Source organism: Roseovarius sp. SCSIO 43702 (genome assembly GCF_019599045.1).
In the GTDB taxonomy this organism is placed as follows: Bacteria; Pseudomonadota; Alphaproteobacteria; order Rhodobacterales; family Rhodobacteraceae; genus Roseovarius.
Genome location: NZ_CP080623.1, coordinates 64,305 through 77,388 on the forward strand (window position 1 = coordinate 64,305; position 13,084 = coordinate 77,388).

Below are 13,084 nucleotides of genomic sequence, written 5' to 3' on the forward strand. Positions count from 1 at the left end.
CGCCGGTCGCGGAACGTCGAGCGGCTCTCCGGCCCTGCCACTTCCTCTCGATCTGTGCCAGAGATCGGTCCAACGATCCCGACGAAAGACCATGCCATGATTCGCACCCGCCCCGATCTCGTCTCCGCCATTCGTGACCGTTTCGCGCATGTCGATGCCTGTCCCTTCCAGGGCCCGCGCATCTTCTTCGAGAACGCGGGCGGCGCGCTCACGCTCAACTCGGTGGTGGAAACCTCCGCCCGCTTCGCCGCGATCCCCGACAACCAGGGGCGCGACAACGCGGCAAGCCATGCGCTCGTCGATATCATCACCCGCGCCAAGGCTGACATGGCCACGCTGATGAACGCCTCATCGGGTCAGTTCTTCGTGGGCGAAAGCGGCACCGAGCTACTCTTTCGCCTGATCCGCACGGCCTGTGTGAACGCACCGTCGGGCGGACGGGTCATCGGCTCGTCCATCGAACATCCCGCCAGCCGCTCGGCCGCGCGCCGCTGGGCCGGGATCGCGGGGCTGCCATATATCGACGTGGGCCATGATGACCCCACGGGACAGGTCACGCCCGATCACTACCGCGCGCATATGACACCGGACGTGGCGGTGGCGACGATCCTGCACGCCTCGCCCGTGACCGGCATCGGCATGGACGTGGCCGGCATCGCCGCAGCCATCCGCGAGGTAGCGCCCGAGGCCTTCATCATCGTCGACGGCATCCAGCACGCGGCGCATGGCCGGATCGACATCGACGCCTACGGCATCGACGGCTACGCGATCTCGCCCTACAAGATGTTCTCGCGCCATGGCTTCGGGGTCGCCTGGATCTCGGACCGGATGACCGCGCTCCCCCACGACATGCTGGCCGGTGCCCCCGAAACCGGCTGGGAGTTCGGGACACGCGACACCGGCAGCTACGCCACCATGTCCGACGTGGTCGCCTACCTCGACTGGCTGGGCGGCGAGGTCTCCGACGCCACCGACCGCCGCGCCCGGATCGAGGCGGCAGGCGCGGCGATCCACGACTACGAGACGCATCTCACCCGCGCCATGATCCACGGCACCGGGAACCTCCCGGGGCTCGCCGACCTGCCCGGCGTCACGATCCTCGGCGGCGCCGACAATCCCGCGCGCGAAGGACTGGTCTGCATCTCGGTCGAGGGTCACGCCTCGGCCGATATCGTGCGCCGGCTGGGCGAGCAGGGCATCCGCACCCACACGCGCAAGGCCGACCACTATTCGGGCAACATCCTCGATCCGCTGGGGCTTTCGGATGCCGTGCGCATCTCGCTTTGCCATTACAACACCGAGGCCGAGGTCGCGGCGCTTCTCACCGCCCTGCGCGAGATGCTCGACTGACAGGGGGACGCATCACTCCGCGGGAGGAATCTATTACGGACCATTTGGTCCGAGGCCCGTTGCGGACTATATGGTAACATATAGACGAAGAGGAGGCCCAGACATGGCGCGACCCCGTGAATTCGATCCGTCGAAGGCGTTGAACGATATCCAGAAGGCGTTCTGGATGAATGGCTATCATGGCACCTCGATGCACGATCTCGAGGACGCCACCGGCCTGCGCAAACAGTCGCTCTACCGCGAATTCGGCAACAAGGACGCGATGTACGAGCGCGCGATGGACCTCTACATCAACCGCGACGTGGCCGACCTCGCGGGCGCGCTCGAAGGGCCGGGCGATGCGTCATCGCGGTTTCGACATTTCTTCGACCGCGTTCTCGAAGCGCCCCGTGCCGGTGACAGATCGGGCTGCTTCCTGTGCAATTCCGCCATCGACCGCGCACACGAGGACGAAGCGACCGCCGAAACCGCGCGCGAGGGTATCGCGGGCACGGTTTCGTTGTTCGAGGACGTGCTGGCCGCAAGTCCGCCCTACGATTCCGATGCCGCCGCGCGCCATTTCACCGCGCTGACCATCGCGTCGGGCTACCTGGGCCTGCGCGTCATGATCCGCGCGGGCGTGCCCATCGACACGCTGGACGAAGTCGCGGACTACCTCGTCGCCTCCGTCTGAGGCTGGCGCCGCGTCATTTCAGCAAGAGCCCGCCATCGACCACCAGGTCCGCCCCGGTGATATAGGAGGCCCCGTCCGAAAGGAGGAAGGCCGCCGCGCGGGCCACCTCGTCGGGACGTGCCACCCGGCCGAGCGGGGCGAAGCTGCCCGCCTCGGCAAGCTTCTCGTCGCTGTCCCACCGCGCCTGCATGGGTGTCGCGACCGAGCCGGGATAGACGGTATTCGACCGGATCCCGTCCCGCGCGAGCTGCATGGCCAGTGACCGCGACAGCGCCGCCACCCCGGCCTTGGCGGTCGAATAGGCATCCTGTGGCTTGGGATCGCCCCGCAGGCATTGCACGGTCGAGAAATGCACCATCGCGCCGCCGCCGGTCTTGCGCATATGCGGCACCGCCGCGCGCGCGGTGTGGACCATGGATTTCAGCGTGATCCCGAAAACCTCGTCCCAGACACCCATGTCGATGTCGAGCAGGCTCACATCCCGATCGAACCAGAGCACCCCCGCCACGTTCGCGAGATAATCGAGCCGCCCGAACCGCGCCGCCCCCTCGTCGATGGCGGCGCGCACGAAGTTCTCGTCGCGCAAGTCGCCCTCGAAGAAGGCCAGCCGCGCATCATGCGCCGTCAGCGCGTCGGGACTGGGCTTCAGGTCGATCGCGATCACGCTCCCCCCCGCCTCGAGAATGATCGTGGCAAGCGCAAGGCCCATGCCTCCGCCCGCCCCGGTCACGACGGCCACGCGGTCCGAGAAATCGAAAGCGATCTGCTGGCGGTCCATCTCCTACCCCTTGCCCAGTTTCGGGGACGCCCGATCGAGCTTCAGTTCCGCATCCGAAAAGGTGATAGGCGCGCGCACGCCCGGCACACCCTCGGGCGCGATCTGCATCCCCCGCGCCACGACCTGCGGATCGGCGAATACCTCGTCCATCTCGTTGATCGGCCCCGCGGGCACGCCCTCGGCCTCACAGGCGGCCAGAAGCGCCTCCTTCGAGAATTGCCGCGTGCGCTCCTCCAGAAGCACGTTGAGCCGCTCGCGGTTCTCCACGCGGTCGGCATTGGTCGCGAACTCGGGCGCATCGGCAAGCGCGTCGACCCCCAAGAGCCCGCAAAGGCGCCGGTATTGGGCATCGTTACCCACGGCGATGATGATGTGGCCATCCTCGCAGGCAAAGACCTGGTAGGGGCTGAGATTGGGATGGAAATTGCCCAGTCTCTGCGGCGCCCGGCCCGTCGAGAGATAGTTCAGCGCCTGGTTCGCCGTCACGGCCACGGCCACGTCCAGAAGCGACATGTCGATCTGCTGGCCCTTGCCCGTGCGCTCCCGCTGGTGCAGCGCGGCGAGGATCGCGGTGGTCGCGTAGACGCCGGTGAACACATCCGTCACGGCCACGCCCACTTTCTGGGGCTGGCCATCGGGATCGCCGGTGATCGACATGAGCCCCGACATGCCCTGGATGATATAGTCATAGCCCGCGCGATGCGCATAAGGCCCGTCCTGTCCGAACCCGGTGATCGAGCAATAGACGAGGCGCGGGTTGATCTCCTTCACGCTGTCATAGTCGAGCCCGTATTTGGCGAGACCACCCACCTTGAAGTTCTCGATGACCACGTCCGCCTCGCGGATCAGGGCGCGGAGTTCGGCCTGACCTTCCTCGGTGCGAAAGTCGATGGCGACGCTCGTCTTTCCGCGATTGCAGGAATGGAAATAGGCAGCCGTCCGGTCGCCCTCGCGCTCGATGAAGGGGGGTCCCCACTTGCGCGTGTCGTCACCGGCCGGGGCCTCCACCTTGATCACCTCGGCGCCGAGATCGGCCAGGGTCTGACCGGCCCAGGGACCGGCCAGGATACGGGCCAGTTCGACAACCTTCAAACCGTCGAGAGGCGCGCTCATTCCGCAAGCTTCTCGTCGATCAGGCGGCTCAGGTCCGAATAGCTCATGTTGCCGTATTTCTCGCCGTTGATGAGGATCGTGGGCGTCGAATCGATGTCGTCCGCTTCCGCGTGCTGGCGGAACCATGCAACGAGCGTCCGCGCCTGCTCCTCGTTCTCGAGACAGGCATTCACCGTCTCGGCATCGAGCCCCGCGGCCCGGCCGATCTTGCGCAGCGCATCACCCGCCTGCACCGGGTCGCCCTCTCCGATCCAATCCCGCTGCTGGTCATAGATCATGTCCGCGATGCCGAAGAACTTCTCTTCTCCGCCGCACCGCGCCACCATCGACGCCCAGAGGCCCAGCTGATCGAAATACACGTCGCGATAGACGAAGCGTATCTTGCCCTCGTCGATATATTCCGACTTCAGCTTCTTGAACTGGGTCTCGTGGAAATCCGCGCAATGCGGGCAGGTGAACGAGGCATATTCCGTCACCGTGACCTCGGCGTCTTCCGGCCCCATCGTCATCTCGACGATACCCGACGTGTCGATATCCTCCCACGCCGCCTCCTCGGTCTGCGCCGTGGGGTCGCCCTCGGGCACGCGGCTCTGCGTCATCCACCATACGGCACCCGCGATCAGGGCAATGGCCGCAGCTCCGGCGATGAGTAGTCTGTTCATGGAAATTCCTTTCCGGTCAGTGTTCTCGTCTTGTCAGGATATTGGCGCCCAGGGCGTCGAGCGCACGCTTGAGATCGTCATCCGCGACGTCGCCAACAAGCGTCGTGGCCCGGCTCCGTGCTTCCGGGGCGGGAACGGGCGGCCCGGCTTTCGGCTTGGGGTCGAAGGCGACCTGCCCCTCGGCAAAGCCCGTGGGCGCGGTCTGCGTGATGCGGATGCGCGAAATGGCGTTGTAGCCATAGACCGCGTTCACCTTCTCCCGCAGCGTCTCCTTCTGCATCTCGAGCATCGGCGCCTGCGCCCCGGTCGTCAGCAGCGTGAGCGTCGCACCCAGGCCGCCCCGGCCATAGGACACCTCGACCGGCCGCGCGATTCCCGCCACCTCCGCGCCCGCGATCTCGGCCCAGCGCGTGAGCAGGCGCGACTGCGCGAACCCCCGGCTTTCCGAGGCGCGCCTGATGCGCTCCTGCAAAAGCTGCGAGGTCCGCTTGAATCCGCGTGACGATCTCTGCCCGTTCATGGACTGGCCCCTTCTTTCGCCCATATACTATGAGAAGCGGCGCCGGGTGCCAGCCCGAATGGCGCGGAATGGGATAAAACATGTGTGAAACCGCCGATCCCCGGCATCTGCTCGACTGGTATGACACCCACGCGCGCGACCTGCCCTGGCGCGTGCCGCCCGCCGCGCGCGCCGCGGGAGTGCGGCCAGACCCCTATCGCGTCTGGCTCTCCGAGATCATGTTGCAGCAGACGACCGTCGCGGCGGTGCGCGCCTATTTCGACCGCTTCACCGCGCGCTGGCCCACCGTGGGCGATCTCGCCCGCGCCGAGGACGCCGAGGTGATGGGCGAATGGGCGGGGCTCGGATACTACGCCCGCGCGCGCAACCTGCTCAAATGCGCCCGCACCGTGGCCGTCGACCACGCGGGCCGCTTCCCCACCACGCGCGAGGGACTTCAGGCGTTGCCCGGTATCGGCCCCTATACCTCCGCGGCCATCGCCGCCATCGCGTTCGATGCGCCCGAAACGGTCGTGGACGGCAATGTCGAGCGCGTCATGGCCCGGCTTCACGACATCCACACGCCTCTTCCCTCGGCCAAGCCCGAGCTGACCGCCCGCGCCGCCGCGCTGACGCCCGATCACCGTCCCGGCGATTATGCACAGGCGGTCATGGATCTCGGCGCCACGATCTGCACGCCGCGTGCGCCGGCCTGCGGCATCTGTCCCTGGATGCGCGCCTGCGCCGCCCGCGCGGCCGGCACCGCCGCCGACCTGCCCCGCAAATCCCCGAAAAAGGCCAAGCCCATCCGCTTCGGCATCGCCTATGTCGCGCAACGCAGCGACGGCGCCCTCCTGCTCGAGACGCGGCCGGACCGGGGGCTTCTGGGCGGAATGCTGGGCTGGCCCGGCTCCGACTGGTCCGAGGCGCCCTCTCCCGCGCCACCGCTCGCCGCCAACTGGGTCGAACTCCCCGAGGAAGCGCGGCACACCTTCACCCATTTCCATCTGCGCCTCCGCGTCATGGTGGCGCAGGTCGACATGACCGCCGCGCCCGAAATCGGCGAGTTTCACCTGCTTCCGGGCTTCCGTCCCTCGAAATTACCCACCATCATGCGCAAGGTGTTCGATCTGGCCCGTGGCGCGCTTCGCGAAATGGTATAAACTTCGCACGACGTCTCTCTCGCAGGTCCGGCCCCATGTCCACCGCAACCCCCGTCGCCCATATCCGAAGCGCGCTCCCCTTCTGGATGTCGCTGCTGCTCGTGCCGCTGGCGATCCTGGGCGCGCTCGCGGGCGGATGGACCGTGATCCTCCTGCCGCTGGCAACATGGTATCTCTTCACGATCCTCGACGCCTTCGTGGGGCTCAACCTCGAGAACAAGGACGTCGACACCCCCGAGGCCGACCTTTTCTGGTATCGCGCCATCACGCTCATCTGGGCGCCGGTGCAATTCACGCTCCTGTGCTGGCTGCTCTGGTACGTGCCCGCCGCCGATCACCTCTCGACGCTCGAGGCGGTCGTGCTCTTCTTCGGGGTCGGCGTGATCACCGGCACCGTGGGCATCAACTACAGCCACGAGCTCATGCACCAGAAACCGCGGGGCGAGCGCCTCTTGTCCGAGGCCCTTCTCGCGATGGTGCTCTACTCGCATTTCCGCTCCGAACACATGCTCGTCCATCACCGCTATGTCGCCACCCCGCGCGACCCGGTGACGGCACGCTACAACGAAGGCTTCCACCGCTTCTTCCCGCGCGTGCTGCGGCAATGCTACGTTTCGGCGTTCAACGCGGAAAAGGCGATGCTCGCGCGCAAGGGCAAGCGGTGGACCGACCTTTCGAACCCCTTCTTCCGCTATTGGGCCATGCAGGCGGGGATGATCCTCATCGCGATCCTGCTGGGCGGCGTGGCGGGGCTGCTCCTGTTCCTGTGGCAGGCCTTCATCGCGATCTGGCAGCTCGAGCTGGTGAACTACGTCGAACATTACGGCCTCACCCGCAAGCACCTGGGCGACGGACGCTACGAACACGTCCAGCCACGCCATAGCTGGAACGCCGCGCACAAGGCTTCGAACTGGCTCCTGATCAACCTGCAACGCCATTCGGACCACCATTACAAGCCCGACCGCCGCTTCCCGCTCCTGCAAAACCACACCGAGGACGATGCGCCGCAACTGCCCTACGGCTATCCTCTCATGACCATGGCCGCGATGGTGCCGCCCCTCTGGCGCCGCGTGATGAACCCCCGCGTGCGGCAATGGCGCAAGACCTACTATCCCGAAGTCACCGACTGGAAACCCTACAACAAGGCGCTCAACCCGGCGCCGCGCTGACCTTCGGGTCACTCCCTGCCCGACAGGAAAAAAGGCCCCACCACGAAGGGCGGGGCCGTCAGTTTAGCACCCATGTCAGGCCACAGGCACCGGCGGTGTTCTTGCTTGTCCCTTGAAGGCTCAGTTCGGCCGCTCGGCCATTTCGGCGCGGATCTGCTGGCGGAAGACGTCGATCGGCACGCGCTTCCCGTCCTTCTGGATGCACCAGTAGGTCCAGCCGTTGCAGCTCGGCGCGCCTTCCAGCGCCGCACCGACCTGGTGGATCGACCCTTTCACGTCATCCCCGATCAGCGTGCCGTCGGCGCGCACCTTGGCCTTGTGCCGGTTGTTCATCGAATAGAGGCTCTCGCCCGGCCGCAACATGCCCCGCTCGATCAACTGCCCGAAGGGCACGCGCGGCTCGGCGCGCTTCGAGGTGCTCACCTGCAACGCCTCGCGGTCATATTTGCGCACCTTCGACAGCCGCTTCTCGGCCACCTCGCGATAGGACGCCTCGCGCTCGATCCCGATGTAATCGCGGCCCAGCATCTTGGCCACGGCCCCCGTCGTGCCGGTCCCGAAGAACGGGTCGAGCACCACGTCGCCGGGATTGGTCGTGCCCACCAGAACCCGGTGCAGCAGGCTCTCGGGCTTTTGCGTCGGATGCGCCTTGCCGCCATCGGCGTCCTTCAGGCGCTCGTGCCCGGTGCAGATCGGCAGAACCCAGTCGCTGCGCATCTGGATACCTTCATTGAGCGATTTCAGCGCCTCGTAGTTGAAGGTGTATTTGCCACCCTCTTCCTTGCTGGCCCAGATCATCGTCTCGTGCGCATTGGTGAGGCGCTTGCCGCGAAAGTTCGGCATCGGGTTCGACTTGCGCCAGACCACGTCGTTGAGGATCCAGAACCCCGCATCCTGCAACGCCGCGCCCACGCGGAATATGTTGTGGTAGGAGCCGATCACCCAGATCGCACCGCCGGGCTTCAGGACGCGCCGCGCGGCGCGGAGCCAGTCCCGCGTGAACTTGTCATAGGCCGCGAAGGAGGCGAACTGGTCCCAGGCATCGTCCACCGCGTCCACCTGGCTGTTGTCGGGCCGATGCAACTCGCCCTTGAGCTGGAGGTTGTAGGGCGGATCGGCAAAGATGAGATCGACCGACGCTTCGGGAAGCGTGTCCATCACCTCGATGCAATCACCGTCGAGAATCGTGTTCAGGGGAAGCGCCCGCGCACTCCCGGCCTTCGTCTTTGTCGTCATCTTCTGCCTCTGTCCCCGGCGCCTTCATGCGCTCTGGTCGTTGAGGTCAAGGATGAGTCAAAGCTGATTCGCGGTCAATTTCTTTTTTGAATCAGTCACTTACAAAATCTTCTTGATACAAGATATTGTGCACAGGCCGGAAGGAACGTCTATGGTGTGGGCTGACACCGAGATTTCGAAGCGCCTCCCTGTGGCTTTTGGAGGGATAACCCGCGTTCGTCTCCCAGCCGTATCCGGGATAGTGTTGCGCCAAATCCCGCATGACATGATCTCGCCGTATTTTCGCCACGATCGAGGCCGCCGCGATCGACTGGGAAATGCCATCGCCGCGGATGACGGCCCGCGCCGGCACGCTCAGGTTGCGCGGCAGAAGGTTGCCGTCGATCAGCGCGAGGTCGGGCATGACCGGCAGTCCGGCCACCGCCCGCTCCATCGCGAGATGCGAGGCGCGCAGGATGTTGATCTCGTCGATCTCCGCGACGCTGGCCTCGGCCACCGACACATGCGCCACCGCGACGATCTCGTCATGCAGGGCAAGGCGCCGCGCATGGGTCAGCTTCTTGGAATCGTTCAGCCCGGCCGGGATCCGCACCACGTCGAGGACCACGGCCGCCGCCACGACCGGCCCGGCCAGCGGGCCGCGCCCCACCTCGTCCACCCCGGCGACGATCATGTGACCCGCCGCCATCGCCTCGCGCTCGAGGTCGAAATGCGGCCCGGCATCCGTCTTGTCGCACATCGTCTCCCTCATGCCGGCTGACACCGGACGAAATGGCCCGGTCCGATCTCGATCAGCTCCGACGGCTCGGGCTTGGCATAGACATCCGGCCGCCCCACCGTCTCGGGGTGGAAGCGATAGCCGTCGGGCGGCGCGACATCCGACTTGGCCACGGCCACCCGGTCGGGATGCAGGACCGTGTCGGGATCGGGGATGGTCGAGATGAGCTTGCGGGTATAGGGATGCGTCGGATTGGCGAAGATCGCGTTCCACGGCCCCAGCTCGACGATCTGCCCGAAATACATGACTGCGACGCGGTCGCTCATATGCTCCACCACGCCGAGGTCGTGACTGATCATCACGAAGGACAGCGACAGGTCCTCCTGCAGGTCCAGCAGGAGGTTGATGATCTGCGCCCGCACCGACACGTCGAGCGCCGACACGGGCTCGTCCAGCATCAGGATCTGCGGATCGAGGATCAGCGCCCGCGCGATGCCGATGCGCTGCCTCTGCCCGCCCGAGAACTCGTGCGGAAAGCGCGCGGCGTGCTCGGGCTTCAGGTCGACCTTCCTCAGGATATCCTCGACCCGGTCGTCAAGCTCGCTCTTGCTCGTGACGCCATGCAGGCGCAGCGGCGCGGCCAGCGACCGGCGCACCGTCTGCCGCGGGTTGAGCGAGGCATAGGGATCCTGGAACACCATCTGCGCGATCCGCGCCCGCTCCATCCGGTTCGGGGCGTTCTCGCCCACGATGGAGCGCCCCTCGAACAGGATGTCGCCCGACGTGGGTTCCTGCAAACCCATCACCGCCAGCGCCGTGGTGGACTTCCCGCAGCCCGACTCGCCCACGATGGACAGGCATTCACCCTTGGCCAACGACAGGTTCACGCCGCTCACCGCGTGCAGCGTCCGCTTGTTGCGCGCCAGGAACTGCGCGCCGATGGGAAAATGCACATGCAGATCGCGAATATCGAGGATCGGCTCCGCCGTCATGTCCTTCATCCTGCCGCCTCCGCCCGCTTGCGCGGATCACGCTCGGGGTTGCGCGGTTCGAAATAGAATTCCTGCAACAGGCTCTCGCGATCCTCGATCAGGCTGTCGATATCCACCAGCCGCGCACGCCCCGCTTCGCCATGCCGCGATCCCAGGCGCGGCAGCGCGCCCAGAAGACCCTTGGTATAGGGATGCTGCGGGTCGGTGAAAAGGTCGTAGGTGTCGCGCTCCTCGACCAGCCGCCCGGAATACATCACGCCGATTCGCTGGCACATGTTCGCGATGACCCCCAGGTCGTGCGAGATCAGGAGCACCGCCGTTCCCCGCGCCGAACACAGTTCGGCGATGAGCTTCAGCACCTCGTCCTGCACCGTCACGTCAAGCGCCGTCGTCGGCTCGTCCGCGATCAGGAGGTCCGGGTCGCAGGCAAGCGCGATCGCGATCATCACCCGCTGGCGCATTCCCCCCGACATCTGGTGGGGATAGGCCTTCACCCGCTCCTCGGGCGCCGGCACCTTGACCTGCGCCAGCGCGTCCACCGCCATCCGCTCCGCCTCGGCCCAGCCCTTGCCCCGGTGCAGCACGAACATCTCCGCGATCTGCCGCCCCACGGTCTTGAGCGGGTTGAGCGCGGTCATCGGCTCCTGGAAGATCATCGCGATCCGGTCGCCCCGCAGGTTGCGCATCGCCTTGTCCGACAGACCGCGCAGATCCTCCCCCTTGAACAGGATCTCGCCGCGCGACACCTTGAGCGGCTTCTTCAGAAGCCGGATCAGCGACAGCGCGGTCAGGCTCTTGCCGGACCCGCTTTCACCCACGAGGCCGAACGCCTCGCCCGGCATGATCGCGAAGCTCACGTCGCGCACGATATCCACCGTGCCGTGCCGCGCCGGAAGGCCCACATGCAGGTTCTTCAACTCCAGGAGGGGCGCGGAATCAGTCATTGGTCCGTGTCCTCATATGCGGGTCGAGCAGATCGCGAAGCCCGTCGCCCAGAAGGTTGAACCCGAGAACCGTGACGAAGATCGCGAGGCCCGGAAACACCGTCGCCCAGGGCGCGATCGCGATCAGCTCGCGCGCGTTGGTCAGCATGCTGCCCCAGCTCGGGAAGGGCGGACGGATGCCGAGGCCCAGGAACGACAGCGCCGCCTCGGCCAGGACCGCCGCCCCGATCCCCAGCGTCGAGATGACGAGGATCGGCCCCACCATGTTCGGCAGAAGCTGCGTCGCCATGATGCGGATATCGCCGTAACCCAGCGTCTGCGCCGCCTGCACGTATCCCTGCCCCTTGAGCGACAGGGTCGAGGACCGCGCGATCCGGCAGGTCCAGGACCAGTTGGTGAGCCCCAGCGCGATCAGAAGGCTCGTGAGGCCGGGCCCGAGGATCGCCATGATCGCCAGCGCGAAGATCAGCGACGGAATGGCCAGCATCAGGTTGGTGAGCCCGTTGACCAGGTCGTCCCACCAGCCGCCCCAATAGGCCGCCGAGATCCCCAGCGCGAGGCCGATGACCGAGTTGATGATCTGGCTCACGATTCCCACGGTGAGCGAGATGCGCGCGCCATAAAGGACGCGGGTGAAGATATCGCGCCCCTGCTCGTCCGTGCCGAACCAGAATTCGCTGCTCGGCGGCAGTTCGGCGTTCATCAGGTTGGCGTCATAGACCGGATCGTAGGGCGTCAGCAGCGGCGCGAAGATCGCGCCCACGCAGACCACGAGCGTCAGGATGCCCCCCACGATCAGGTTGAAGTTGAGATACCTCATGTCTGCTTGATCCTCGGGTCGATGGCCGCATAGATGATGTCCACGAAGGTGTTGATCAGCAGGAACCACACCACGATCACGAGGATCGTGCCCTGCACCACCGGAATGTCGCGAATGGCCACGCTGTCGACCAGCAGAAGGCCGATGCCGGGCCACGCGAACAGCTTCTCGATCACCACGGCCTGTCCCATCATCGAGCCGAACTGCAACCCGATCGTCGTGATGACAAGGACCATGACGTTGCGCAGGAGGTGCCAGCGGACCACGCGGCTGTTGCTCATCCCCTTGGAATGGGCGGTGCGGATGAAATCCTCGTTCATGATCTCCAGAACGCCCGCCCGCGTCGTCCGCGCCAAGAGCGCGAGAGGCGTCACGCCCAGCGTGATCGCCGGCAGGATCAGGTATCGCCAATCCCCGCCGCCATAGCCGAAACTCGGCAACCAGCCGAGTTGCAGCGCGAAGAAATACATGAGCAGCAGGCCCAGCCAGAATTGCGGCAGCGACAGGCCCGAGACGGCCCCGATCATGGTCGAGGTGTCGAGGATGCTCCCCGGCCGCAGCGCCGCGATGAACCCCAGCGGGACGCCGATCACGATGGCGAAGGCCATGGCCGCCACCGACAGCACGAAGGATGCCCAGATGCGCGATCCGATCACGTCCGTCACCGGCTCGCGGAACCGGAAGGACATGCCGAGATCAAGCTTCAGGATCCCGACGATATATTCGTAGAACCGGACATAGACCGGCTTGTCGAGGCCGAATTCCGCCTTGATCCGCGCGAGCGTCTCGGGATCCGCGCCGCCGCGGCCATCCGACATGAGGCTCGAGGCGAAACTGCCGGGGATGATGCTGAAGATGACGAAGATGAGAAGCGCGACCGCGAGGATCGTCGGTATCATCTGCAGGATGCGCCTGATCGTGAAACGCAGCATGGGGCCGGTCCTCCGGGGTTGGCCCGGCGGCGCGC

Annotated in this window: 14 protein-coding genes; 4 read left to right on the forward strand and 10 right to left on the reverse strand. The window is 66.0% G+C overall.

Annotated elements, in window-relative coordinates:
• The first annotated feature begins 96 nt into the window (after positions 1-96).
• Positions 97-1,350 (forward strand): aminotransferase class V-fold PLP-dependent enzyme, encoded by a 1,254-nt coding sequence (locus K1T73_RS00280; protein ID WP_220602022.1) that lies wholly within the window; start codon positions 97-99, stop codon positions 1,348-1,350.
• Positions 1,351-1,453: 103 nt separating this feature from the next.
• Positions 1,454-2,023 (forward strand): TetR/AcrR family transcriptional regulator, encoded by a 570-nt coding sequence (locus K1T73_RS00285; protein ID WP_220602023.1) that lies wholly within the window; start codon positions 1,454-1,456, stop codon positions 2,021-2,023.
• Between the two features lie 13 nt (positions 2,024-2,036).
• Here K1T73_RS00285 and K1T73_RS00290 read toward each other — a convergent pair whose 3' ends face one another.
• From K1T73_RS00290 to K1T73_RS00305, 4 genes are read right to left on the reverse strand one after another with little or no spacing between them, the layout of a single operon-like run.
• The gene (locus tag K1T73_RS00290; protein WP_220602024.1) at positions 2,037-2,801 is read right to left on the reverse strand and encodes an SDR family NAD(P)-dependent oxidoreductase; all 765 of its coding nucleotides are present in this window, start codon (positions 2,799-2,801) and stop codon (positions 2,037-2,039) included.
• 3 nt (positions 2,802-2,804) lie between these two features.
• Positions 2,805-3,914 (reverse strand): CaiB/BaiF CoA-transferase family protein, encoded by a 1,110-nt coding sequence (locus tag K1T73_RS00295; RefSeq protein WP_220602025.1) that lies wholly within the window; start codon positions 3,912-3,914, stop codon positions 2,805-2,807.
• Positions 3,911-4,576, reverse strand: a complete 666-nt coding sequence (locus K1T73_RS00300; protein WP_220602026.1) for a DsbA family protein — start codon at positions 4,574-4,576, stop codon at positions 3,911-3,913. Before K1T73_RS00300 ends, K1T73_RS00295 begins: the two co-directional genes overlap by 4 nt.
• Before the next feature lie 16 nt (positions 4,577-4,592).
• On the reverse strand, positions 4,593-5,096 hold the full coding sequence (locus K1T73_RS00305) for a DUF721 domain-containing protein (RefSeq protein ID WP_220602027.1): 504 nt from the start codon (positions 5,094-5,096) through the stop codon (positions 4,593-4,595).
• A gap of 80 nt (positions 5,097-5,176) precedes the next feature.
• Here K1T73_RS00305 and K1T73_RS00310 point away from each other — a divergent pair, with 80 nt between their 5' ends.
• Positions 5,177-6,238: an A/G-specific adenine glycosylase gene (locus tag K1T73_RS00310; RefSeq protein ID WP_220602028.1), complete on the forward strand. Its 1,062-nt coding sequence runs from the start codon at positions 5,177-5,179 to the stop codon at positions 6,236-6,238.
• Between the two features lie 35 nt (positions 6,239-6,273).
• A complete protein-coding gene (locus K1T73_RS00315; protein ID WP_220602029.1) occupies positions 6,274-7,407 on the forward strand; it encodes an alkane 1-monooxygenase in 1,134 nt (377 codons plus the stop codon).
• A 120-nt stretch (positions 7,408-7,527) separates the two neighbouring features.
• On the opposite strand, the gene K1T73_RS00320 is transcribed toward K1T73_RS00315, so the two are convergent.
• The 6 genes from K1T73_RS00320 to K1T73_RS00345 form a co-directional block, all read right to left on the reverse strand.
• A complete protein-coding gene (locus K1T73_RS00320) occupies positions 7,528-8,643 on the reverse strand; it encodes a site-specific DNA-methyltransferase (RefSeq protein WP_220602030.1) in 1,116 nt (371 codons plus the stop codon).
• Positions 8,644-8,734: 91 nt separating this feature from the next.
• Positions 8,735-9,394 (reverse strand): ribonuclease HII, encoded by a 660-nt coding sequence (locus tag K1T73_RS00325; RefSeq protein ID WP_259400371.1) that lies wholly within the window; start codon positions 9,392-9,394, stop codon positions 8,735-8,737.
• On the reverse strand, positions 9,391-10,362 hold the full coding sequence (locus K1T73_RS00330; RefSeq protein ID WP_220602031.1) for an ABC transporter ATP-binding protein: 972 nt from the start codon (positions 10,360-10,362) through the stop codon (positions 9,391-9,393). Before K1T73_RS00330 ends, K1T73_RS00325 begins: the two co-directional genes overlap by 4 nt.
• On the reverse strand, positions 10,359-11,297 hold the full coding sequence (locus K1T73_RS00335) for an ABC transporter ATP-binding protein (RefSeq protein ID WP_220602032.1): 939 nt from the start codon (positions 11,295-11,297) through the stop codon (positions 10,359-10,361). Before K1T73_RS00335 ends, K1T73_RS00330 begins: the two co-directional genes overlap by 4 nt.
• Entirely contained in the window at positions 11,290-12,117 is an 828-nt protein-coding gene (locus tag K1T73_RS00340; RefSeq protein ID WP_220602033.1) for an ABC transporter permease, read from the reverse strand. Before K1T73_RS00340 ends, K1T73_RS00335 begins: the two co-directional genes overlap by 8 nt.
• Positions 12,114-13,049, reverse strand: coding sequence for an ABC transporter permease (locus K1T73_RS00345; RefSeq protein ID WP_220602034.1), 936 nt, complete (start codon positions 13,047-13,049; stop codon positions 12,114-12,116). Before K1T73_RS00345 ends, K1T73_RS00340 begins: the two co-directional genes overlap by 4 nt.
• Positions 13,050-13,084: the final 35 nt, after the last annotated feature.